The 23,454-nt window shown below is 29.8% G+C and carries 26 protein-coding genes; 10 read left to right on the top strand and 16 right to left on the bottom strand.

The window, feature by feature from the left end; translation table 11 throughout:
• Window positions 1-194 precede the first annotated feature (194 nt).
• The 3 genes from ACSHW5_RS04215 to ACSHW5_RS04225 are packed head-to-tail and all read right to left on the bottom strand — an operon-like array spanning window position 195 to window position 2,398.
• Window positions 195-593, bottom strand: a complete 399-nt coding sequence (locus ACSHW5_RS04215) for a DUF6527 family protein (RefSeq protein ID WP_435674856.1) — start codon at window positions 591-593, stop codon at window positions 195-197.
• Window positions 577-1,761 carry a ThiF family adenylyltransferase gene (locus tag ACSHW5_RS04220; RefSeq protein ID WP_435674857.1) on the bottom strand — a complete coding sequence of 395 codons (1,185 nt, stop codon included), beginning with the start codon at window positions 1,759-1,761 and terminating at the stop codon, window positions 577-579. The genes ACSHW5_RS04215 and ACSHW5_RS04220 overlap by 17 nt, the downstream gene beginning before the upstream one ends.
• Complete coding sequence (locus ACSHW5_RS04225; protein ID WP_435674858.1) at window positions 1,736-2,398, bottom strand: multiubiquitin domain-containing protein; 663 nt, start codon at window positions 2,396-2,398, stop codon at window positions 1,736-1,738. Before ACSHW5_RS04225 ends, ACSHW5_RS04220 begins: the two co-directional genes overlap by 26 nt.
• A 429-nt stretch (window positions 2,399-2,827) precedes the next feature.
• Here ACSHW5_RS04225 and ACSHW5_RS04230 point away from each other — a divergent pair, with 429 nt between their 5' ends.
• Complete coding sequence (locus tag ACSHW5_RS04230) at window positions 2,828-3,901, top strand: ImmA/IrrE family metallo-endopeptidase (protein WP_435674859.1); 1,074 nt, start codon at window positions 2,828-2,830, stop codon at window positions 3,899-3,901.
• 1,194 nt (window positions 3,902-5,095) lie between these two features.
• Here ACSHW5_RS04230 and ACSHW5_RS04235 read toward each other — a convergent pair.
• From ACSHW5_RS04235 to ACSHW5_RS04250, 4 genes are read right to left on the bottom strand one after another with little or no spacing between them, the layout of a single operon-like run.
• Entirely contained in the window at window positions 5,096-5,278 is a 183-nt protein-coding gene (locus tag ACSHW5_RS04235) for a hypothetical protein (RefSeq protein ID WP_215995880.1), read from the bottom strand.
• Window positions 5,278-5,517, bottom strand: a complete 240-nt coding sequence (locus tag ACSHW5_RS04240) for a hypothetical protein (protein ID WP_435674860.1) — start codon at window positions 5,515-5,517, stop codon at window positions 5,278-5,280. Before ACSHW5_RS04240 ends, ACSHW5_RS04235 begins: the two co-directional genes overlap by 1 nt.
• The gene (locus ACSHW5_RS04245; RefSeq protein WP_435674861.1) at window positions 5,495-5,917 is read right to left on the bottom strand and encodes a DUF5675 family protein; all 423 of its coding nucleotides are present in this window, start codon (window positions 5,915-5,917) and stop codon (window positions 5,495-5,497) included. The genes ACSHW5_RS04240 and ACSHW5_RS04245 overlap by 23 nt, the downstream gene beginning before the upstream one ends.
• Before the next feature lie 2 nt (window positions 5,918-5,919).
• Window positions 5,920-6,675, bottom strand: a complete 756-nt coding sequence (locus ACSHW5_RS04250) for a hypothetical protein (RefSeq protein ID WP_435674862.1) — start codon at window positions 6,673-6,675, stop codon at window positions 5,920-5,922.
• A gap of 761 nt (window positions 6,676-7,436) precedes the next feature.
• Here ACSHW5_RS04250 and ACSHW5_RS04255 point away from each other — a divergent pair.
• Window positions 7,437-8,105: a tRNA1(Val) (adenine(37)-N6)-methyltransferase gene (locus tag ACSHW5_RS04255; protein ID WP_435674890.1), complete on the top strand. Its 669-nt coding sequence runs from the start codon at window positions 7,437-7,439 to the stop codon at window positions 8,103-8,105.
• Window positions 8,106-8,228: 123 nt separating this feature from the next.
• Here the strand turns inward: ACSHW5_RS04255 and ACSHW5_RS04260 are convergent, their stop codons facing one another.
• Complete coding sequence (locus tag ACSHW5_RS04260) at window positions 8,229-8,930, bottom strand: crotonase/enoyl-CoA hydratase family protein (protein WP_435674863.1); 702 nt, start codon at window positions 8,928-8,930, stop codon at window positions 8,229-8,231.
• Window positions 8,931-9,114: 184 nt separating this feature from the next.
• On the opposite strand from ACSHW5_RS04260, the gene ACSHW5_RS04265 reads away from it, so the two are divergent.
• On the top strand, window positions 9,115-10,416 hold the full coding sequence (locus ACSHW5_RS04265) for a voltage-gated chloride channel family protein (protein ID WP_435674864.1): 1,302 nt from the start codon (window positions 9,115-9,117) through the stop codon (window positions 10,414-10,416).
• A gap of 20 nt (window positions 10,417-10,436) precedes the next feature.
• Here ACSHW5_RS04265 and ACSHW5_RS04270 read toward each other — a convergent pair whose 3' ends face one another.
• The 4 genes from ACSHW5_RS04270 to ACSHW5_RS04285 all read right to left on the bottom strand — a co-directional run bounded on the left by ACSHW5_RS04270 (window position 10,437) and on the right by ACSHW5_RS04285 (window position 12,671).
• Window positions 10,437-11,405, bottom strand: coding sequence for a DoxX family protein (locus ACSHW5_RS04270; protein WP_435674865.1), 969 nt, complete (start codon window positions 11,403-11,405; stop codon window positions 10,437-10,439).
• Window positions 11,402-11,746 carry a hypothetical protein gene (locus ACSHW5_RS04275; protein WP_435674866.1) on the bottom strand — a complete coding sequence of 115 codons (345 nt, stop codon included), beginning with the start codon at window positions 11,744-11,746 and terminating at the stop codon, window positions 11,402-11,404. The genes ACSHW5_RS04270 and ACSHW5_RS04275 overlap by 4 nt, the downstream gene beginning before the upstream one ends.
• 93 nt (window positions 11,747-11,839) lie before the next feature.
• Window positions 11,840-12,037 carry a hypothetical protein gene (locus ACSHW5_RS04280; RefSeq protein WP_435674867.1) on the bottom strand — a complete coding sequence of 66 codons (198 nt, stop codon included), beginning with the start codon at window positions 12,035-12,037 and terminating at the stop codon, window positions 11,840-11,842.
• A 97-nt stretch (window positions 12,038-12,134) separates the two neighbouring features.
• Window positions 12,135-12,671 (bottom strand): DUF1599 domain-containing protein, encoded by a 537-nt coding sequence (locus ACSHW5_RS04285; protein ID WP_435674868.1) that lies wholly within the window; start codon window positions 12,669-12,671, stop codon window positions 12,135-12,137.
• Window positions 12,672-12,755: 84 nt separating this feature from the next.
• On the opposite strand from ACSHW5_RS04285, the gene ACSHW5_RS04290 reads away from it, so the two are divergent.
• The 4 genes from ACSHW5_RS04290 (at window position 12,756) to cdaA (ending at window position 15,868) form a co-directional block, all read left to right on the top strand.
• Entirely contained in the window at window positions 12,756-13,337 is a 582-nt protein-coding gene (locus ACSHW5_RS04290) for a TIGR00730 family Rossman fold protein (protein ID WP_435674869.1), read from the top strand.
• A 1-nt stretch (window position 13,338) separates the two neighbouring features.
• Entirely contained in the window at window positions 13,339-14,163 is an 825-nt protein-coding gene (gene folP, locus ACSHW5_RS04295) for a dihydropteroate synthase (RefSeq protein ID WP_435674870.1), read from the top strand.
• 272 nt (window positions 14,164-14,435) lie between these two features.
• Complete coding sequence (locus ACSHW5_RS04300; RefSeq protein ID WP_435674871.1) at window positions 14,436-14,792, top strand: ExbD/TolR family protein; 357 nt, start codon at window positions 14,436-14,438, stop codon at window positions 14,790-14,792.
• Window positions 14,793-15,094: 302 nt separating this feature from the next.
• Entirely contained in the window at window positions 15,095-15,868 is a 774-nt protein-coding gene (cdaA, locus tag ACSHW5_RS04305; protein WP_435674872.1) for a diadenylate cyclase CdaA, read from the top strand.
• 53 nt (window positions 15,869-15,921) lie between these two features.
• On the opposite strand, the gene ACSHW5_RS04310 is transcribed toward cdaA, so the two are convergent.
• From ACSHW5_RS04310 to truA, 3 genes are all read right to left on the bottom strand, one after another.
• Window positions 15,922-16,368 (bottom strand): hypothetical protein, encoded by a 447-nt coding sequence (locus ACSHW5_RS04310; protein ID WP_435674873.1) that lies wholly within the window; start codon window positions 16,366-16,368, stop codon window positions 15,922-15,924.
• A gap of 71 nt (window positions 16,369-16,439) precedes the next feature.
• The gene (locus ACSHW5_RS04315; protein ID WP_435674891.1) at window positions 16,440-18,206 is read right to left on the bottom strand and encodes an ABC transporter ATP-binding protein; all 1,767 of its coding nucleotides are present in this window, start codon (window positions 18,204-18,206) and stop codon (window positions 16,440-16,442) included.
• An 83-nt stretch (window positions 18,207-18,289) separates the two neighbouring features.
• Window positions 18,290-19,015 (bottom strand): tRNA pseudouridine(38-40) synthase TruA, encoded by a 726-nt coding sequence (gene truA / locus ACSHW5_RS04320; protein WP_435674874.1) that lies wholly within the window; start codon window positions 19,013-19,015, stop codon window positions 18,290-18,292.
• A 63-nt stretch (window positions 19,016-19,078) separates the two neighbouring features.
• Between truA and ACSHW5_RS04325 the strand changes: the two genes are divergently transcribed.
• Complete coding sequence (locus tag ACSHW5_RS04325; protein WP_435674875.1) at window positions 19,079-19,576, top strand: metallophosphoesterase family protein; 498 nt, start codon at window positions 19,079-19,081, stop codon at window positions 19,574-19,576.
• A 167-nt stretch (window positions 19,577-19,743) separates the two neighbouring features.
• Here the strand turns inward: ACSHW5_RS04325 and ACSHW5_RS04330 are convergent, their stop codons facing one another.
• On the bottom strand, window positions 19,744-20,175 hold the full coding sequence (locus ACSHW5_RS04330) for a DUF4293 domain-containing protein (protein ID WP_435674876.1): 432 nt from the start codon (window positions 20,173-20,175) through the stop codon (window positions 19,744-19,746).
• 203 nt (window positions 20,176-20,378) lie between these two features.
• On the opposite strand from ACSHW5_RS04330, the gene rho reads away from it, so the two are divergent.
• Window positions 20,379-22,100 (top strand): transcription termination factor Rho, encoded by a 1,722-nt coding sequence (rho, locus tag ACSHW5_RS04335; protein WP_435674877.1) that lies wholly within the window; start codon window positions 20,379-20,381, stop codon window positions 22,098-22,100.
• A 358-nt stretch (window positions 22,101-22,458) separates the two neighbouring features.
• Complete coding sequence (gene ctlX, locus ACSHW5_RS04340) at window positions 22,459-23,394, top strand: citrulline utilization hydrolase CtlX (protein ID WP_435674878.1); 936 nt, start codon at window positions 22,459-22,461, stop codon at window positions 23,392-23,394.
• The last annotated feature ends 60 nt before the right edge of the window (window positions 23,395-23,454 follow it).

The raw sequence follows: 23,454 nt of genomic DNA on the forward strand, positions 1-23,454 counted from the left end.
AACGACTACGAATATCAATTTTTAATGATAATTGATTATAAGAATAGGAATCTAACTACTAGCCAAAAAAGCTAAACAAAAAAACGACAACTAAAGGTTGCCGTTTAAAATATATTACAACTGAATATTACTTATCGCTTATTAAATTTAAATTCTATTTAAACATAGCGTAAAATCAGTGATTCATTTTTCATTTATTTAATCATTTTAAAATACTTTAAGAGTTTAGTAAAAAAACCATCTTTTTTACTATCATTTTTTTCTTCAAAATAATCAGAAATTTCCTTTTGTTCAACTTGTTGAACTTGAGAAATTTTTTGCGCATCCCATTTATCAGCCCATATAATTTGATTGTCTTTCACCCAATAATGAGATTTACAATCAAAATTCCAATTACCAATAGATGGATGTAGGCTAACACTCTCTCCATTATAATTATATGACCATTGAATAGGAGATATAGGTGTTACAACCTTATTATTACAACCGCAAGCACATAGATGAATTGCAGTATTATACTCATAAGACACATATAAAACATCTTCTTGTAATCGGTCAGGTATGAATTTTACAAATCTAGGCTCTAACATCATCATTTATTATTTCGTTAACACTAGAATTGTAAATACTACTATATCCGTTTCCAACATCGTGGTAAATACCATAAAATTGCTTCCACTTCATAACTGCGAGACATGCGTTTAAAGAATTCAATTCACATAGCTGAATATTTGATGAATAAAGATTCTTTTCGTCATCTTCATCTGTAAATGATATTCTATCATTCCAGATATGCTCTCTAAACCCATCTGCACTAAAATTAACTCTTACAGAACTAAGCAAGGAATTATCTTTTTTAATAACTCCTATTCCGCAATCAATAAAACTTATTTTTTTATCTTCTAAATAATTGAAGATAAGTTTTTTGATAAGTCCTCTATCAATAGCTATAAATACAAAATCTAAATCTTGTAATAAGTTTAAATTTGTTTCTCCAATATACTCACTATGACAAATTATTCCTTGATGAATATTAGAATAATTATCTTTTTGATAATCAACTTTCTTTAAATTTTGATTCAGTACTTCTATCAATGCTGCTCCAGGGCTTCTGAAAGCATTATGTTGACAAAATTCATCTCCATCAAAAAGTTGTATTTCTGAAACACTAGTTTTAGCTATCAGATCTAATATGTATGAACCCGTTCCTCCTAATCCTATAATACCAATTTTCAAATTAGAAAGCTTGTCATTAATAAATTGAATTCCACTTCTTGATGCATTGGTATCGATATAAGCAAAAGGTGTATCCGATTTACCGTCTTTTAAAACGCGAAATGTTTTAGCTGTTTCTTTTGGATATATACTTTGAACATGAGATGTTAACATATTGATATAAGACTCCATTTTATGATAATAATCTTTATACCCATTCTTAGGTTTACTAGAAAACATATGATTTATTGTAATAGTTTGCCCAAGACGTGCTGAGTTACTATTATTTATAATTGTGTTTAAAGTAGCTCCATTTGCATCACATGGTTTATCTCCAATAAAGAAAACTGTATGATCACGAGTTTGAATTATTTCATTATTAGAAAGCTCTATTTTCGAAACTAAAACTCCTTTACATACATCTCTAACATTGTTAAAATAAGGAATATTGTAAATTAAAAGGTGATTTTCTTTAATTTCAACCTCGTAACCATTGTTACGAAGTTGAACTATATCTAAACTAGGATTTATTAGTTTGCTGTGCATCGAAGACCATTTTAGATTTAACAATTACTTCATTGCCTTTAACCAAAGTTCCAGTAGGTTTTTGATTATTACCTCTAGTATATGAAACTGTATAAGTAAAATTAGGATTACATGCATTACCAAAAGCTAGCTGAATTACTTCTTCGAAAGAAATAGTTTTTTTACCCCATGGATGATTTTCGGCGTTAACAATAACACATTGTTGTTCTCTTTCATATAAACAAAACCTTGAACCTTTTTCTAATGAAATTTTATGATTAGTATCATTCTTTTCTTTATATCCAATTTCAGTACCTCCTCTTTTGATTTGGGTTAAATAATAACTATCATTATTATAACCTGCGAGTTCTAGTAGTTTTCTGGGTGTTGAAAAACATTCTTCTACTAAATACTCTTTATCATCAATAAATATTATTATAGATTGATAAAGTTTCGCAGTTAAGTGTTCAATACCTGGATCTGATAGATCTACTGTTTCCGTCAATTGGATTGGCTCGTAACCTTTATGGTTTGTTTTTAGAAGTAATTCGTAACTTTCTATTGGTGTTAAACAGGCTAGTTCTAAAATTTCTTCACCTGTTAATTTTTGCTTAGGAGAAGTAAATTTTTCTCCATTAATTTTATATGAATAATTCATATTGTTTTTATTTTAAGTATTTATTAATGTTTGTGCATCCTTCCCTAGAGGTTCTTAAGAGTTTAAAAGCTTTTTGACATTGAGGACTACACAATAAGTCCTTGCCTGTTTAACATTACTAAATATTTGCAATAAAATTTAAAAAGAAATTTGTATGTTTGAAGTGCGAATACAAACTACAGGTTTCTGTAGAAATTTTAAAGCTTGGTATATTTTATACTGAGCTTTTTTTTGTTTATTTTTATATCATTTTAAGTGTTTTTTATTTTTGTACTGATAATCAGAATTAATTTACGCATTTAACTAATGCAAATATAAAAACTATTTTAATATTTTTTAATAAAACTAACATTAAAGTTATTAACTTGTTTTGTTGAATAGTTTTTTTTTAGTAAATTGTAGTATTAATATTTTTTATACATTTGCACCATGAAAGAAATGCAACACCCTAGTATCTCTTTAATTGAATTAATGAAAGATAAAAATATGTCTCAGAGAGATTTATCTTCTATAATTCAACTTAGCCCATCAGTATTAAATAATATCCTAGTCAATAAAAAACCATTTACAGCTGAACTATCTGTTAAACTTGAAGCAGTTGGCTTAGGTAGGGCAAAAGATTGGCTAGTGAAACAAGCTATGTACGATATTGTAGAAACTGAAAAATCGCTTTCAGAAGAAGCGGCACTTATTAAGATTTGGAATAATATTCAAAAGATAATCCCAATTAGTTACTTTAGAAAGAAAAAAATAATTGAATCAGATATTAAATCAAATATCAAATCAATATTTAAGCTATACGATGTTCAAGATTTTGATAAATTTTATGAGTATCATCAAGATTATGTTTTTTCTCATTATCGTAAATCTCAAGCATTTTCCGAGCAAAAAAATAATGTTATCGCCTGGTCTACATATGCAGAATACATAGTAAAAAATATTAAAGTTAAAAAGTTTAGTCTTAATAATCAGGATAATTTAATTAAAGAACTAAATATATTATTTCTTAAAAACAATAAGAACTTAATAGAAGACACTAAAAAGACATTAAGCAATTATGGTATTAAATTTGAGACTCTAGACAGGCCATCTAAAACCCCTGTAGATGGTAAATCCTTTATGTCGAATGGTGTACCTTCAATAGTTTTGTCTCTAAAATATAAACGTTTAGATAATTTTGCCTTCACAATAATGCATGAATTAGGGCACGTTTTTCTTCATTTAACAGGTGATTATCAGGGTCATTCATTTTTCATTAATAGTTCAAAAAATGATACCTTAGAATTTGAAGCAAATCAATTCGCCAGAAATAAATTAATACCTGAATCAGAATGGGAATATTTTGAAATAGCCAATAATATATTTACAGATGATGTTATTTTAAATTTCGCAAAAAAAATCAAAGTTCACCCTGCTATTGTTAGAGGTAGAGTTTGCTTTGAGCATAATAAATATTATAGACGAAAATCTTCTATAACATCAACTAATATAATATCCGATTAATTTACATAACTTTTATTTTTAGTCAATCAAAAAAACAGAAGTTATGTAAACAATATATTTTAAGCTTTATTAGTTTCTTATAAATTGGGTAATAGGGAAGGAAAGACCATTAAAAATTAGAGTGCCTTTTATTTAAAACCTATACATCTTTATTTTATTGAGTCTTACATAACTTTAAATAGAATCAATTTGGTAAAAACTCCCCACAAACCAAAATCCAATTTGTTGCAAAAGCAAAAAATGGCTGTCTTTTGGTTTGTTCCGCGCGCCAACGCAAGTTTAGCGTTTTAAAATCTATAGGAAGTTGCATTTTAGAGCTTGTTCCATTCGCAAACTCATTGCACAACTCTAAAAAGCAACACGCTTTTATTATTTCATAAAACACAAAACTCCCCAAAGCTATCTTTACATAATGCGCAGTTATACTGCTCTTCCGTAAACTCCAGGCACTATAACGCCATTATGTAAAATAGCCGCTCTTCCAACGCTCACATATTTAGTAATTAATAACTTTTAGATATTTAAATAACATTTCGTAATTGTTGCATTGTTTTTATAAGTGCTTTTTTAGTTTCAATAAATTAGAGTTATAAATCATTGTAAATTAGAAATAATAAGAATAATTCTAAAGCACCTATAAAATCAAGAAAAAGCCAATAAGAGTATATTTTTTTATTTGTAAGAAAATGGGATAATATTGTTTTCACAAAAGCAAATGCTAATCCAAGTTTAAAAACAATTTAGTAACCATAGAAATTTACTAACAATAAAAATATTTTTCGAGGCATTCACTTTTTACAAAAACAATCAGAAAAATAGTACAGAACAAATAAAAAAATACACACTTATTTTCGCTTCTGCCAGCGCACTACGTACTTCGTCTTTAATAATTTTCATTCAATCGCCATTGGGCTAACATTTTTAAAGATTGATAAACTCCACGCTCAAGCCCACCTCTGTTTATCAATCTTTAAAAACGATAATATTCGTTGATATTTTTTCCTTATCTCATTCTCCTGCACAAAAATTCTGCTAAATTCATTTGGTTTCTTTATCAAAATTCTTTGTTTGTCTCATTTCGTTAAGTAAAAAATAATTTAAAACCGTTTATTAAAAAAACACATAAAAAAAGTACACTATTTTTATAATGTACTTTATTTATTGACCTAATTCCAACATAAAAATTATGTAACTCTACTTTTTCGTTTTAATTTTTAGATTCTGGAATATGTATTTTAAAATAATTGAAACAAAAAAACTTACAATAGCACCAATAACTGCTAAAATTATAGTTGTAGCTACATCTTCAACACCAATATTTACTACAGATGAAAAAAAAGTACCACCAACAATTGCAGATTTAGTATTATCGTCCATTATTTTGTTGAATTTACTTCAATTTCAGAACTATCTTCATCTTTTACAACTGCTTGACTTACTGCAGTAGCCACAGTTCCAACAACAGTCATATAAGTTGAAATTGTTACAACCAAAGATGGTATTGTAATTGGAGCTGCAATAATTGCGCCCCCAGCTGTAGCCAAAGCAATACCGATATTTCTTAAAATTTTGAAAAACCTTGGTGTTGGCTTTTTATAACGTTCTACTATGTTCATAATTTTGTGATTTAATAGTTAATAAAATAATTTCCTTTCTGTCTTTAGCTTGGTAGACCAGAGACAGTAACTTTTGCATAGCATCTTTTGAATAAATACCCTTTCCTATGCCTCTTAAATAATTTACTGGAGCAATACAACCTTCTAAATCTCTTTTTGCATCATTTGCAGGATGAAATAAAATATAACTTCTGCTTTTTACTGCTTTTAAAATTAAATGATGTTGAAATCGTTTAGAAAAACGAGGCTCAATTTGATATTCTCCTTCTGGAATACAAGAAATATTTCTCTTATTATTTTTCCAGGGCAACTCAATTGTATGACAAAGAAATTTACCAGAGCGAAAGAGAGTACCATTAGTACCCTCTTTAAAATACGCTCTTTGAAGTAATAGTTCCATAATTATGGAGTATCAATAGTAACAATTGATAAAGCATTGTAAGCACCATTTTTAAGTGCATACATTTGTCCATTTACCTCTTGGTAAAACTCAATCCCTAAAATTTGTACTACAGGCAACGTTGAATTAGCAGTAATAGTAGATGTTAAAGCAATTGGAGCAGTATCAGCTGCAGTATAAGGCAAAATTGCAGTTGCATCATTTTCAAATGTTGAGGTTTCATTTGCAAAATCTAATTCTGCTGCACCCATTACAACTTTAAAATGAGTTGTTCCTGCAGGAGCTGCAATTCTTAAAGTTGGAGAAAAAGCAGCAATATTTAAAGTTGCATCACCAGTAACTCTGTCGAAAGCATTTGTAAATACAGCAAATAAAGTTGCTCCTAATTTACCATTCAAATTGAATTCAAATCTTTCTAATAGGCTTAAATCCCCATCTTGGATGGTTCTTAACCCTCTTTCGTTGGTGGTGTCTGTTTTAACAATAGCAACAAGGTCTTTTGTTAATCTGCTTACAACACGCTTGTCTTTTGCATTTTGCAAAAGCACACGAATTGCATTTCGTAATACTTTTCCACCTTTCCCTGCTCTTCCAAATTCAGAACCATTTTCACGCGTTCTTTGAAACGCAGGATCATTCTGGATTCTATTTTTATCCACGCCTCCTTTTTCTCGTGCAAGATGTCCATCTCCTGTTTTGTAAAAAGAAATACCTCCGATAGTTCCTTTTAATTTGATAATACCAGTCTGTTTAGCCATAAGATTTTATTTTTAATTAATAAATTCAAATCACGTAACTTTATAGCTTAAAGAAAAAAATCAAAATCCGTTTTTGGTCATTCATTCCGATACAACCAAAAACGTCATTAAAATATTGATAACACTATCGTGTTGTCAACACTTTAACAACGCATTATTACCATTATCATATAATTATAGAATATGGCTTAAGTATGGATAAAGCATAGATACTGTATTATGAATCAAAAAAGAGCTTGCATATACCCAAAAGATATTCAGCGCATTACAGGACGCAGTGAACGTTATGGGCGAAAGCTTTTAAATGATATGAAAAGTTTTTTAGATAAAGAACCTCATCAATTTATAACTGTAGATGAATTTTCTGAATACTCTGGAATTCAATTAGATATAGTAAATAAGTATATTAGAGATTAAATTTTAAGGGACTAATTAGGTGTCAGTAAAAATTCATATATTTGGAAACATAGATAAACAGAGGGTTTATGAGAATTGTGTTAGTTCCTTCCTCTCTGCATTCTAAAAAACAAAAACCTATAACACTTGTGTCTATAGGTTTTTTTTGTTCAAAGAATTCAGCGCTAATATTAGAGGTCTCCATCAAATGTTCTGTGGTGTCTACAGGTATTCTAAATTTTATTTTTTTTAAAGTCTATTTTTTTGATTGGACTTCTTTTTGCTATATATTGCCTATTAAAAATTACAGATTGTCAAAACCATTTAAATTTAAAGAGTTTACAGTTCATCAAGATAAAACCGCAATGAAAGTAGGAACAGATGGCGTTTTATTAGGTGCTTGGTGTACGGTTGATCATTATCCGGATACAATTTTAGATGTAGGTGCTGGTACAGGAGTTATCTCTTTAATGATTGCGCAACGTACTGATGCTATGACCATAGATGCTGTTGAGGTTGATGAAAATGCCTACGAACAAACTGTGGCTAATTTTGAACAATCTGATTGGGGAGACCGTTTGTATTGTTACAATGCTACTTTTCAGGAATTTGCAGATGAAATAGGAGAGGAGGAAGAAACTTATGATTTAATTGTTTCTAATCCGCCTTTTTATACGGATGATTTTCAATCGGAAGATGTTGCCAGAAATAAAGCGCGTTTTACTTCTTCTTTGTCTTTTGATACATTGATTTCTGGAGTTTCAAAAATTTTGTCAGCAAATGGTGTGTTTTCAGTAATTATTCCTTTTAAAGAAGAAGAGAGTTTTGTTGTTTTGGCAAAAGAAAACAATCTTTTTTTAAATAGAGTTTGTAGAGTGCAAGGAAATGAAACATCCGAAGTAAAAAGAAGTATGTTAGAGTTTTCTTTTGAGGATAATGAAACAGAAGAAACGCATTTAATTATAGAAACTGGCCGTCATCAATACACAGAGGATTATATTAATCTAACTAAAAACTTTTATTTGAAGATGTAAAAAGTGAAACGCAAAGTTTGCAAAGAGTTTTTATAAAGTTTCGAAAGGGAAAAAGTTTGTGGAATTCTTATTTTTTCGCCGTGAATCTCTGTAAAATTTCTCTGTGTATCTCTGTGATTTTTTTTAAGAATGAATAGAAATATCACTTTTTAAATCCATTGCAATCGCATTTTCTAACGCTACTAAATGTTGTTTTCTAACTTTTAATTTTGTTTCTGCATGTGCTTTCTTGTTTAATTTAGAAAACATTTCAGCTACTTTAATAGCTGTAGGTAACACTTGGTTTTCAGAAACTATTAAGTCTAAAAAACCTGCTTTTACGGCATCTTTAGGATTGTAGATTTCAGCATTATTAACGCTTCTATTTAAGTAGACTTCAGAAAGTCTAGATTTTGCAATTGTAATTCCTGCGTTGTGCATTGTCATGCCAATCATCACTTCGTTTAAACCAATTTTATAATCGCCTTCAGCACCAATTCTGTAATCTGAAGAAAGCAATAAAAAAGCTCCTTTTGCAATAGCGTGTCCAGAACAAGCAATAATTATTGGTTGTGGAAAAGACAACATTCGTAAAGATAATTGAGACCCTTTTGTTACCAATTCCTTGGCATCTTCAGGAGATTTTGTCATCAATTTTAAATCAAAACCAGCAGAGAATATTCCTGTTTGTCCTGTAAGAATAACTACTTTTTTTTCTTGTTCTGCTTTATTTAAACCGGCGTTTAAACCATCAACTACATCATGTGAAATAGCATTGGCTTTTCCGTTTTTAATGGTTATAATTGCGTAGTTTTCTTGTGAAGTGTAAGAGACAACTTGGTTCATTTTTTTTTGATTTTAAAACAAGTTACAATAAAATTTAAAATAGCAATAGATTTGGGAATAAAATGATTCTTTCAGATACATATTCTCTTAGTTTTTATTTGTTTATTTTTGCCAAGCAACCTAAATTAAAGACTTTGTTACACAACATTCTATTATTTTTTTTAGATAAGAGGTTTTAAAATATATGGATAAAATTAAAAATTTCTTTCTGTCGTTTGAGCAAAGCTTTACTTTGTTTTTTTTGTTAAAATGGACTGGTATCACTTTGCTTATAGGTGCTTTTACCGGGAGTGCATCTGCGGTTTTTTTATGGGCTTTAGAATGGGCAACAAATTATAGAGAAGCCAATTTATGGATTATTGCATTGCTACCTATTGGTGGTTTTATAATTGGTTTGTCTTATCATTATTATGGAGAAAGTGTTGTTAAAGGAAACAATTTATTGTTGGAGGAGTTTCATTCTCCGAAAAAAATAATTCCTTTTAAAATGGCGCCTTTGGTGTTTTTAGGAACTATATTAACGCATTTGTTTGGTGGTTCTGCCGGACGTGAAGGAACTGCCGTACAAATTGGTGGCGCTATTGCAGATCAGTTTACTAAAATTTTTAAACTTTCTAATTTAGATAGAAAAATTATATTAATTGCCGGTATTAGTGCAGGTTTTTCTTCCGTTTTTGGTACTCCATTGGCAGGTGCTATTTTTGCTTTGGAAGTAATGGTGATTGGAAGAATAAAGTTTGATGCTATATTACCAAGTTTTTTAGCGGCAATTTTTGCAAATTATTTTTGTGATGTTTGGGAAATTTCTCATCATACACATTATACTATTTCAACGATATCAGAATTAACGCCAGCAACAATTTTATGGTCTTTATTAGCAGGAATTATTTTTGGACTTGCCAGTATGTTGTTTTCAAAATCTACACATTTTTGGGGGATTTTATTTAAAAAACACTTTAAATATCCGCCACTTCGTCCTGTAATTGGTGGCGCTGTTTTGGCTGTTGTTGTATACCTTATGGGAACCACAAAATATATTGGTCTTGGTGTACCAACCATTGTTGATGCTTTTAATATCGATTTAAATTCGTATGATTTTTTATTAAAGATATTGTTTACATCCTTTACTTTAGGTGCCGGATTTAAAGGAGGAGAAGTAACACCGCTATTTTATATTGGTGCTACTTTAGGAAACGTTTTAATTTGGTTTATTCCAATGCCAATGCCTTTATTAGCAGGAATGGGTTTTGTAGCAGTTTTTGCAGGTGCAACAAACACACCAATTGCTTGTACAATTATGGGTATTGAGTTGTTTGGAATAGAATCTGGTGTTTTTATAGGTTTAGCGTGTACTACTTCTTATTTGTTTTCTGGACATTCAGGAATTTATTCTGCGCAAATTATTGGTAGTCCTAAACATGTTTTTTTTAATAGTGAAAAAGGACTAACACTTACGGAAATAGATGGTAAAAGAAATAAAAAGTAGTAGCTAAAATTGTAGATAATTTACAATTCTAAATCGTCTACATCTACCCAATTTTTCTTTTGAGTAACGGTTCCTTTGTCTAAAATAATAACACCCGGATTTGCTCTAATAATTGTTTTTAACGTTGTTTCATCACAGAATAAAAACTCAAAAGGTAAGTTATATTTGTTTTGAACTAAAATTAAGTCGTCTGTAAAAGAAGCTGAAACTCCGTAAACAGTATATCCTTTTTCTACTGCTTTATTTGCAATTTCAGCCATTTTAGGAAATCCATTTTCATCAGATTTATCTAAATTATAGACTATAATCAACATTACTTTTTCTTTGGCTAATAATTCTGGAGCTAAATCGTTTTGTGTGTCTTCTAACATAAAATCGTGTACAGGCGGAATTTCGCCATCATCTTTGTATTTCATTCCTTCAGAAATATTTTTGCCAATAGCATAGGCTCTAAAGTCTATTAAAGGCAAATGAGTTAACACATGTTGCACTATAAATAAGAAAACTGCCAAAGATAAAAAGGTAATTAATTTAGGAATATTGCCTTTAAAAATGGGTTTAATAAAATCTACTTTTATCAATAAAATTATAATGAACCCAATTAAAATTACATTTTTATAGAAAGTGCCCCAAGTAGATAATTTAACAGCATCACCAAAACAACCACAATCTGTTACTTTATTATAGTAAGCAGAATACCAAGTTAAAAACAAAAAGATTAGTGTTAGGGCAAACAAACTCCAAACAGTAAATTTTGGTTTGTAGCCAATTAAGATCATGACACCTAATAAAATTTCAGAAACAATTAACAACACAGCAAAAGGCAGTGCATACGGAATTAAAAACTCCATATTTAAAACACTTTCAGAAAAATACTCTTGAAATTTATATTGTGAACCTATTGGATCTACCAATTTTACAAAGCCTGAAAATATAAATAAAGCTCCTACTATTATTCGTGAAATTTGGGTAATTAGTTTTAATATCATGGTTTATTATTTATATAATTATGCATTTTATCATTTACTGTTACATAATAAATGGCAAAAAACAATCTTCTTTTTATTCCTTTAAACTCTTTCTTTTCAAAATGATAAAATGCTGATGCTTGTACTCCAAAAGAAATCTCATTAGACAAACTAAACATCTTATAAAAGTCTTTAAACAAAACATCTTCGTTATTTAAACTCTTTAGAAACAATATATATTTTCCAAATAAATTTAAATCATAAGCTTTGTCAACAATTTCTGTTTTACTTTTTAATCTCCTATAAAAAGTATTATGCACCCAAATTTCTTTAAAAAAAGCAGTGTCAATCTCTGAATACATTTTTTCTTGAAGTTTGTAATTTAAAGGAGTTTTAAATCTTTTAGTCCCTTTAATAGATTCTTCAATGATATTTTTATTGAATTCAAAATAAGCTTAGTCTTTAGGCTTACTTTTATCTAAACAAATTTCACTTTCAAAAAAATCAACAATTTTAGCTAAATCTTGTAATTCAGAATCAGTAAAAAATTCTAACATAGATTCATCAGACTTCATTTCTTTATAAGTTGTAGCTTCTTCCTGAGTACAACTCACAAAAAGCAAAACAGCTATTAAGTAAACCAGTTTTTTCATAAATTTATTCTAAAAGATTCTCATTACAATTAAACAGGTTGCTTCGTTCCTTGCAATAACAAATTTTTTTCACTTAAAACCTTTGAACTTTTACAACTTATTCACCCAAATGAATCATTGCAAAAACGGCATAATTTATCATGTCTTGGTAATTAGCATCAATGCCTTCAGAAACCAACGTTTTTCCTTTATTGTCTTCAATTTGTTTTACGCGTAATAATTTTTGTAAAATTAAATCGGTTAAACTAGAAACACGCATTTCTCTCCAAGCTTCACCATAATCATGATTTTTATTCATCATTAATTCTTTGGTAATCTTGCTGTGTTTATCGTATAAAACGGTTGCTTGCTCTGTGTTTAAATCCGGATTGTCTACAACACCATTCTCTAACTGAATTAACGCCATAATAGAATAATTTATAATTCCAATAAACTCAGATTTCTCTCCTTCATCAACCTTTCTAACTTCATTTTCTTGCAATTGTCTAATTCTTTGCGCCTTAATAAAAATTTGATCGGTTAAGGATGGCAAACGTAAAATTCTCCAAGCAGAACCGTAATCAGACATTTTTTTTATAAATAAACTTCTACATTGGTCTATAACAGCATTGTATTGTGTTGAGGTATCTTGCATTTTTTTGATAAAAGTATTTCTTCAAAAATAGTAAAACTTAAACGCAATTCATTTATTTTTACCGTGAATTTATCAACCTATTTTATGAAAAGAATTGTTGTTTTTTGTGGTTCAAGCTTAGGTTTTAATCCTATTTACAAAGAGGCCGCCGTGGCATTAGGAAATTATTTTGCCAACAACAGAATTGGGTTGGTCTACGGAGGTGGAAAAATAGGAATGATGGGCATTCTTGCAGATTCTATTCTGGCACATAATGGCGAAGTAATTGGTGTAATTCCTAAACTTTTAGAAAAAGAAGAAGTGGTGCATGCTGGAGTAGAAGAGATGATTGTTTGTAAAAAAATGAGCGAAAGAAAAGTAATCATGAGCAAATTAATTGATGGTTATATTACGCTTCCCGGTGGTTTTGGTACGCTTGATGAACTTTTTGAAGCCTTAACTTTAGGACAACTTCATATAGAACAAAAACCAATTGGACTCTTAAATGTAAATGGTTTTTTTGATGCTATTTTAATGCAATTAGATAAAATGGTAGAAGAAGGTTATTTAAAACAAGTAAATAGAAATATGTTGTTGGTAGCCAGTTCTGTAGAAGAGTTAATGCTAAAAATGAACAATTACAAGGCGCCAGAAATTACGCATGTAATTAATAAAGTAATACGTTAAAATGACTATAAATTGCAAAGGGGTTTTAGTAGAAGTATCTTCACCAAAAGTGATGGGAATTTTAAATATTACCCCAGATTCTTTTTATGATGGAGGAAGTTATAAAAACGAATCTGATATTCTTTATCAGGTAGAAAAAATGCTAACCGAAGGCGCAACTTTTATAGATGTTGGTGCCTATTCATCAAGACCTGGCGCAAAGCATATTTCCCAAGAAGAAGAACTAAACAGAATTGTACCTGTTATTCATTTATTGGTGAAAAATTTTCCAGAAATTATTATTTCTGTAGATACTTTTAGAAGTAAAGTTGCCCAAGAAACCATTCATGCTGGTGCAGCAATTGTAAACGATATTTCTGGTGGAAAAATGGATGCAAAAATGTTTGAAACCGTTGCTAATTTGCAAGTTCCATATATTTTAATGCACATGTTAGGAACGCCACAAAATATGCAGAAAAACCCTGTTTATGAAGATGTGGTTAAGGAAATTGTGTCCTTTTTTGCAGCACAAATGCACAAACTACATCAACTTAAATTAAATGATATTATTATTGATGTTGGTTTTGGATTTGGAAAAACCAACGCTCATAACTTTGAAATTTTAAAAAATTTATCGCTTTTTAAAAGTTTAGACACACCTATTTTGGCTGGAATTTCTAGAAAATCTATGTTGTACAAAACCTTAGATATTTCTGCCCAAGAAGCACTAAACGCAACAACTTCTGCAAACACCATTGCGCTTTTAAATGGTGCAAATATTTTACGTGTACACGATGTAAAGGAAGCGGTTGAAGCCGTAAAAATTGTAAATAAAATTTTATCTTGAGGTTGATAAAAGATTAAAAGCTATTTCCGGCTTTCTTTTATTGTGAAGGATACAGCAATCTTTTCAATGTGATTCAAAACAAACAGATTACTTCGTGCTAACGGCTTCGTAATTACGGTGTGTTGTCATTGTAATGACGAGCTTAAATTTCTTGGCATCTTTTTTGTTAAATAAATGTTAACGCCAAAAACTCAACTAGTCAAACTTTAATAAATTAATTCGAAATATTTCGGAGAAACAACCCATTTATTAACTTTTAAAAACTATAAATTATGAGTAGAAAAGAATCGCCAGAAATAAACGCTGGCTCTATGGCAGACATCGCATTTTTATTATTAATCTTTTTCTTAGTGACTACAACTATGAATATTGATGTTGGCATTGCAAGCAAACTTCCGCAGAAACAAGAAGAACCTTCTAAAATTGACATTCATAAACGCAATATTTTAGAAGTAAACATCAACAAAAATAATGACCTTTTTGTGGATGGAAAAAGAATTGAAGTAAAAGCCTTAAAACAAATTGCTATTAATTTTATAGACAATGGCGGCGGAGTAGATGTCAACCAAAATCCTTGCGATTGGTGCGAAGGTAAAAGGGAAAAAACATCTTCAGATCATCCTACCTAAGCAATTATTTCAATAAAAACGGATAGAATAACTACGTATGAAACTTATATTTTTACATTAAATGTTTTAAATTCCTCCTATGCGCATGTACGTAATAAGTTAGCGGTAAAACTTTACAATAGAAATTATGAGAGCTTGCTAGAAGATTTTAAAAAGTCTAATAATAGCAATCTAGAAATTCTAGAAAAAATAAAATTGATTCGGAAGAAATACCCATTGTTACTATCGGATGCAGAAATAAATAACAGATAGTGAAATCAGTAAATTTATTAGTACTTTAGCCTAAAATCTGTCTATTTTCTATGTTCGATTTTATTGAATTTTCTTTGTTAGATGTCTTAGATATTTTGCTAGTTGCAATATTACTCTACTACATTTATAAACTGTTAAAAGGTACGGTTGCTATAAATATAGTCATCGGAATTGCCTTAATTTTTGTTATTTGGAAAATAACGCAAGCCTTAAAAATGGAAATGTTAAGCGGCATTTTAGGCTATCTATTATCGGGTGGTGTAATTGCGTTGATTATTGTTTTTCAGCAAGAAATAAGAAAATTTTTATTAATGATTGGGACCACTAATTTTACCAATAAGAGAAACTTTTTAAAACAAATAAAATTTTTGCAATCAGAAATTGGTTCAGAAGTAGACACAGAAATTATTGTAGAGGCTTGTAAAAATTTAGCGAAAACAAAAACCGGCGCTTTAATTGTTATAGAAAGAACAAATAGTTTAGACTTTCTAATAAATTCTGGAGATAGAATGAACGCGCTAGTTAACGATGCAATTCTACAAAGTATTTTTTATAAAAACAGTCCTTTGCATGATGGCGCATTAATAATTAGAGATAAGTTTATTGTAGCAACACGGGTAATTTTACCAATCTCAGATAGTACAATTCCGTCAAGATTTGGTTTGCGTCATAGAGCAGCTATTGGCGTTACAGAAAGAACAGATGCAATTTGTATATTGGTTTCTGAAGAAACTGGTGAAATTTCATATATAAAAGATGGTGGTTTTGTACTTTTTTCAGACGAAGCAGATCTTATGGAAAAATTTAGAAATGATGTGATATAACTAAAAAAGGCTCTCAATATGAGAACCTTTTTTAATTGTAAAATGAGCTAAAATTAGTTAGAAGGAGCCATTTTAGATTGAATAGCACTCATTACACTTTTAAATTGTGCAGCAGCTTTTCCATCTAAATTACTTACTATTTCTTTACCTTGTTTCGCTAATTCAACGGTCTTTTTAGCTAGTTTTGCATTTTTTAATACATTACCTTTTGCAGCAATATACTCTTTAGCATGTTCTGCATAGCCTTGTAAATATTCAGTTACTTTAGCATCTTCAAACTTAGGAATGGTAATTCCTTCTAAAGCAGAATCAATAGCGTCAGAAACATCTTCCATTTTATCTTCAATAACTTCTGCGTTTTTTTCTACATTTTCTTTAATTGTTTTTGTAGTTTCTGTTACAGTTTCCGTTACAGTTTCTTTTGCTTCTTTCTTTTCTGATTTGCAAGAAGTTGCCAATAAAGCTCCAACTACAAAAATTGATAATAAAATTTTTTTCATTTTGTTTTGTTTTAGATTGAATAGCAAATTTAAGGTAAATTATAGATAAATCTAATTAAATTTGATAAATACTAAGATGCTTTTTCTAAACTAAACTGTTTGTCGTATAAATTTTTGTAATAACCTTTCTCTTTTTCTATCAATTGGTTATGAGTACCTTCTTCTACAATAAAACCATTATCCATAACAATAATTTTGTCTGCTTGCTTTATTGTTGCTAATCTGTGTGCAATTACAATTGAGGTTCTGCCTTTTGTAATAGTTTCTGTGGCGTATTGTATCATTTGTTCTGCATGAGAGTCTACAGAAGATGTTGCTTCGTCTAATATTAAAATACTTGGCTGGCTAACGTAAGCTCGTAAAAAAGCAATTAATTGTCGTTGTCCGGAAGATAACATGGCACCGCGTTCTTTTACATTATAATTGTATCCGCCCGGTAATGTCTTAATAAAATCATGAATACCAATTTGTTTCGCAGCTTTTTCAACTTCTGCTAAGGTAATATTTTGGTCTTTTAGGGTGATATTGTTTAAAATGGAATCCGAAAATAAGAAAACATCTTGCAAAACCACAGCAACTTGATTTCTTAAACTTTCTAAAGTATATTCATCAATAGAGATATCATCTACACAAATAGTTCCGCTATCAATTTCATAAAACCGGTTGATTAAATTTATAATTGTTGATTTACCTGCGCCTGTTGCACCAACAATTGCAACTGTTTGTCCGCTTTTTACATCCAAAGAAATTCCTTTTAAAACTTCTTCTCCTTTAATATAACTAAAATGTACCTCTTTAAATTGGATGTTTCCACGAAGTTTTTCGGCTTTAAATGTGCCGTTTTTGGCAATAGAACTTTGTGTATCTATTACTTTAAAAACACGTTCTCCAGAAACAATTCCCATTTGAAGTTGGTTAAATTTATCTGCAATTTGACGTAAAGGTCTAAATAACATTTGTGCCATTTGTACAAAAGCAATAACAGTTCCTGGGCCAGGAATTACTCCGGAAACTACTTGTTTACTTCCATACCAAACAATTAAACCGATACCAATAGATGATAAAATTTCTGCAATAGGAAAGAAAATTGAAAAATACCAGATGGTTTTTATATAGGCTTTTTTGTGTTTATTATTGATGTCCATAAAGTTTTGATACTCTATTTTTTCTCTATTAAACAGTTGTACAATTTTCATTCCTGTAACCCTTTCTTGTACAAAACCGTTTAAATTAGCCACTTGATTTCTAACTTCTTGAAAAGTTGCTTTTATAGCTTGTTGAAAAAGTTTGGTAGCATAAATTAAAATAGGTAAAACGGCTAAGGCAATTAAGGCTAGTTTCCAGTTTAGATAAAACATTAACACTGCAATGGCAAACATTTTTAAAATATCACTTACAATGGTAAATACACCTTGAGAGAAAAATGCTGCAATGGTTTCTATATCAGAAACAACTCTTGTTACTAATTTACCTACAGAATTTGTATCAAAATAAGACATTTTAAACTGTAAAATATGTCTGAATATTTTTGCTCTAAGATCTCTAATAATATGTTGTCCTACCCAATTTGCAAAATAAATAAATGTAAATTGTAGCAATACTTCTAGAAGTAAAATTCCGGTTAATATTAGAACGCTATTAATAAGCCCTTGGGTATCTTTTTTTACAATGTATGTATCTACTGTTTCTGCTAATATATAAGGTGTTAACAAAGAAACAATAGCTAGTAAAATTGTAGAACTTGCGGCTATAAAAAACTGTAATTTATAGCGTCTTGCAAAGCTCATTAATCGCGTAAAAATTTGCATATCAAATGCATTTCCTGTTTTATCTGCCATATAATTATGTTTCAAAAGTTTAAGGTTTTAATGTTGGTAGCAACGTGTAAACCTTAAAGTTTTATAGTTTTTTTCTGTTTGTTTTAATATACAATTTTTGTTAAAAATAATCCTTTTGCAGGTACTGATAATCCTGCGTTATTTCTATTCTTACTTTCTATGATTTCTTGAAACTTTGCTACGGTAATTTTACCCAAACCAACATCTATTAAGGTCCCTACAATTGCTCTTACCATGTTTCTTAAAAACCTGTTTGCAGAAATATGAAACGTAAGAAGATTGCCTTCTTGTTGCCAAAATGCTTGTGTTACATTGCAATTAAAGGTGTATACTTCTGTTTTTACTTTAGAAAATGTTTGAAAATTTTCATAGATTAATAAAAGTTTTGCGGCTTCATTCATTAAAGAAATATCTATATCTTTTGAATGAATTTGCCAAGAAAAATCTAGCAAGAAAGGATTTCTACCCAACCAAATTCTATATTCATAACTTCTGCTTGTGGCATCAAAGCGTACGTGTTTTTCGTCATCTACCACAAAAACTTTGTACACTGTTATGTCATTTGGTAAAATTGAATTTAATTTAAAGACCATATCGCCCTTTAGTTCTTTGTCAGCATCAAAATGTGCAAACATTTGCGACGCATGTACACCAGTATCTGTTCTTCCGGCGCCAACTACTTCAATTTTTTTTTGCAGAATAGTGCTAATTGCATGATTTAATTTTTCTTGTACAGAAATAACATCAGGTTGAATTTGCCAACCATGATAGTTTTTTCCGTTGTATGAAAGTTCTATAAAGTATCTCAAGAAAATTGTTTTTTGAAGTGTTCAAAATTACGGAATTTATTTTGTTCTTAGTACTTTTACAAAGTGAAGAAAATCTTATTACTTTCAGATACGCATAGTTTTTTAGACAATCAGATTTTAAAGTTTGTAAAACAAGCAGATGAAGTTTGGCATGCGGGAGATATTGGTGATTTAAATGTAACCGATACTATAAAAAAACTAAAACCATTACGGGCCGTTTATGGTAACATTGATGGAACAGATGCTAGAGCAGAATTTCCGTTAGATGCAAAGTTTACGGTAGAAAATGTAACCGTTTGGATAACACATATTGGTGGATATCCTAATAAATATTACACAAGAATTAGGGATGAAATTAAAATAAATCCTCCTAAAATATTTATTTCTGGACATTCACATATTTTAAAGGTGCAATATGATAAAAAATTGAATTTATTACATTTAAATCCTGGAGCTGCTGGAAATCATGGTTTTCATAAAGTTAGAACCATGTTGCGTTTTGTTTTAGACAAAGGTGAAATTAAAAATATGGAAATTATTGAGTTGGCCACAAGAGGCTAAATAATAGTAGCGGTACTATTAATGTAAAAGAGCTGTTGTTGGTATAAAAAGTACTATAAATTTAGAATAGCAATGTTAATGCCGTACATTTAAATCAACTTCAATAAAAAATCCGTTCATAAAAATGAACGGATTTTCTTCGCACTAATATAACTAAGATGTTAGTTTTATCGCAATCTATCTACAGATTTTACGAGATCTTCATCCTTTTTAATAGCTTTATTTGCCAAAACAACAAGCAAAATAACTAAAATTGGTAAGAACATCCCAATACCATTCTCAGAAACAGCAGTTTCTCCAGGTAAAGTTAGAGATACATAAATCAATAAACCTAATAAAAAAAGGTTGATCAAAATAACAATACGCCCAATTACAAATTGCAATTGTCTGTTTTTAAATAAAAAAACAGTAATCAAAGATACAACTGTAGAGGCTATAAATAAAATTGGAATTAATTTTAATTGAAAAGATTCTTTTAAAAATAAATCAAAGGCAAAAACAGTCTCTTTTAAAGTATTCCATAAATTAAATACAAATATAAAACCACCTGAAACAGCCGCTGCTAAAATTAAATAAACACTTTGTATTCTTTGAATCATTTCTATTAAAAAAAATAAGATTACAAAAGTAAACCTTTCTTTTTTAAAAAGAAAACTTGAAACTTAAAAAATTTGTATATATTTGCTAAGTAATTAACCGCACAAAGTAGTTGTATAGTACTATATACAATAACATTTATCAAAAACAATTCAACCAAAATCTTTTAAAATTAAGATTTACAATTTAACTTAACATATAAATAATGTTCGAAATCTCTGAACTAAAAGCAAAAACTCTTGCTGATTTACAAGTAATAGCCAAATCTATTGGTCTTACTAAAATAAGTCAAACCAAAAAATTAGATTTAGTATATCAAATTTTAGATTTACAAGCTGCAAACCCTACTATACAAACAAAATCTGACTCTGCTGTAGCACCTACAAAAACTGAAAAACCTAAAAGGAAACGTGTTTCTAAGCCTCAAAAGGAAGAAGCAACAGCTAAAGATATTGATGTATTAGAACCAGTACAACAAGAAAAAAAGGAACAACCGGTAAGAACTCGTCCAAAAATAGCAAAGAAAGTTGTTGTTGCAAAAACAGCCACAAAGGTAACAGAAGGAGCTAATGAGGAATTTACAGAAGAAGCTAATGAGGAGGTTACCAAGCCTAAACCTGTTCAAAGAACGCCTAAACCTGCTAATAATCAGCAGAAAGTACAGTCTAAAACACCTGTAAAAAAAACAGATCAACCACAAAGTAACCAAAAAAGTAGAGCTAAAACCACTACACAAAGTAGAGATAAAAATAACTCTAATAGAAACAATGGTAATAAATCTGGAAACCGTTACAGAGACCCAGATTTTGAGTTTGATGGTATTATAGAAAGTGAAGGTGTATTAGAAATGATGCCAGATGGATATGGCTTTTTACGTTCTTCAGATTATAATTATTTATCATCACCAGATGATATTTATGTGTCTCAATCTCAAATAAAATTATTTGGATTAAAAACAGGAGATACGGTAAGAGGAAACGTAAGACCACCAAAAGAAGGAGAAAAATATTTTCCTTTAATTAGAGTCTCAAAAATAAACGGTTTAAACCCAAATATTGTTAGAGATAGAGTTTCTTTTGAGCACTTAACACCTTTATTCCCTCAAGAAAAATTCAATTTAGCAGAAAAAGGAAGTTCTTTATCAACCAGAATTATAGACTTATTTTCTCCTATAGGAAAAGGACAGCGTGGTATGATTGTAGCGCAACCTAAAACGGGTAAAACCATGTTGTTAAAGGATATTGCAAAAGCAATAGCTCAGAATCATCCAGAAGTTTATCAACTAGTTTTATTAATAGATGAACGTCCGGAAGAGGTTACAGATATGCAACGTAGTGTACGTGGAGAAGTAGTTGCCTCTACATTTGATGAACCTGCAGATAAACATGTACGAGTTGCCAATATTGTTTTAGAAAAAGCAAAACGTTTGGTAGAATGTGGGCATGATGTTGTAATTCTTTTAGACTCAATTACGCGTTTGGCAAGAGCTTATAATACCGTTGCACCAGCTTCAGGAAAAATACTTTCTGGTGGTATAGATGCAAATGCATTGCACAAACCAAAACGTTTCTTTGGAGCTGCAAGAAATATTGAAAATGGTGGTTCTTTAACCATTATTGCTACAGCTCTTACAGAAACCGGTTCTAAAATGGACGAAGTTATTTTCGAAGAATTTAAAGGAACAGGAAACATGGAATTACAGTTAGATAGAAACATTTCTAACAGAAGAATTTATCCTGCTATCGATTTAATTAAATCATCAACAAGAAGAGATGATTTACTATTAGACCCGAAAAACGTACAGAGAATGTGGGTTTTACGTAAATACCTTGCAGATATGAATCCTATTGAAGCAATGGAGTTTATCAATGAAAGAATAAAATTCTCTAAAAATAATGAAGAGTTTTTAATCTCTATGAACGGTTAAAAGAATTTAAATTTTTAGTAAAAATATATAATACGGAACCTTTTTGAGAAATCAGAAAGGTTTTTTTATTTGAAGCTATTTCCTGCTTTCCATTATATCTTTTTTCTTCTGTTCTCGATACAAATTTGCAAAAAAGCAAATTCACTCGAACTGACAGAAAAAAGGATGCCATTTCAATCAGGGCTAGAAAGAACTACTTGGAAACTTATTTAAAATACTCCATTAAAATGTTAGTTTCTAAATAATAGGCAACCAAAACATACAAAAGAAGATTGCTAAAAAAGATAAAATCTATTCTTTTAAATTTGTCTTAGAATCTAAAGATTAAACCCTAATTTTGTAGACTAAATAATTCTATATGCAACAAACTACCAATACCATACTAATGATACGTCCTATTAATTTTAGGATGAATGAGCAAACTGCAGTAAATAACTATTATCAAAAAGTATTAGATACTTTATTGCCAGCAACTGTAAATTCAAAAGCACAACAAGAGTTTGATGCTTTTGTAGATAAATTACGTAGTAATGGTATTAAAGTAGTTGTGGTTTCTGATTCAGATAAATTTGATACACCAGACTCTATTTTTCCTAATAATTGGATTTCTTTTCATGATGATGGTACGGTAGCTTTGTACCCAATGTTTGCAGAAAACAGACGTTTAGAAAGAAGAGAAGATGTTTTAGAAGCGATAGAAGAACAAGGTTTTTTAATTGAAAACATTGTAGATTATACAACTGCAGAAGAAGAAGGTATTTTTTTAGAAGGTACCGGAAGCATGATTTTAGATCGTGAAAACAAAAAGGCATATTGTGCAATTTCGCCAAGAGCAGATGAAGAATTGTTCATTGAATTTTGTGAAGATTTTGAATATACACCTGTTATTTTTACGGCAAACCAAACGGTTCATAATAAAAGAGAAGCTATTTATCATACCAATGTTATGATGTGTGTAGCAAAAACATTTGTAGTAATTTGTTTGGCAGCAATAGATGATAAAAAAGAGCGTAAAAGTTTGCTAAAACATTTTAAAGAAGACGGCAAAAAAGTTATTGATATTACAGAAGCTCAGGTAAGTAATTTTGCAGGAAACATGTTGCAAGTTCGTGGTAAGAATGACGAATTGTTTTTAATAATGAGTCAAGCTGCACATGATTGTTTAACTGTACATCAAAAAGATATCATTAATAATCACTGTAAAATTATTTCTAGTTCTCTAGCTACTATTGAAGCATGTGGTGGTGGTAGCGCGCGTTGTATGATGGCAGAGGTGTTTTTACCTAAATCTTAATATTTATCATTTTAGAAACAGATCTTTAATACATTTTATAAAATCTGATTTTTTCTTTTT

Origin of the sequence: Polaribacter sp., assembly GCF_051251875.1 — a bacterium.
Taxonomy (GTDB): Bacteria; Bacteroidota; Bacteroidia; order Flavobacteriales; family Flavobacteriaceae; genus Polaribacter.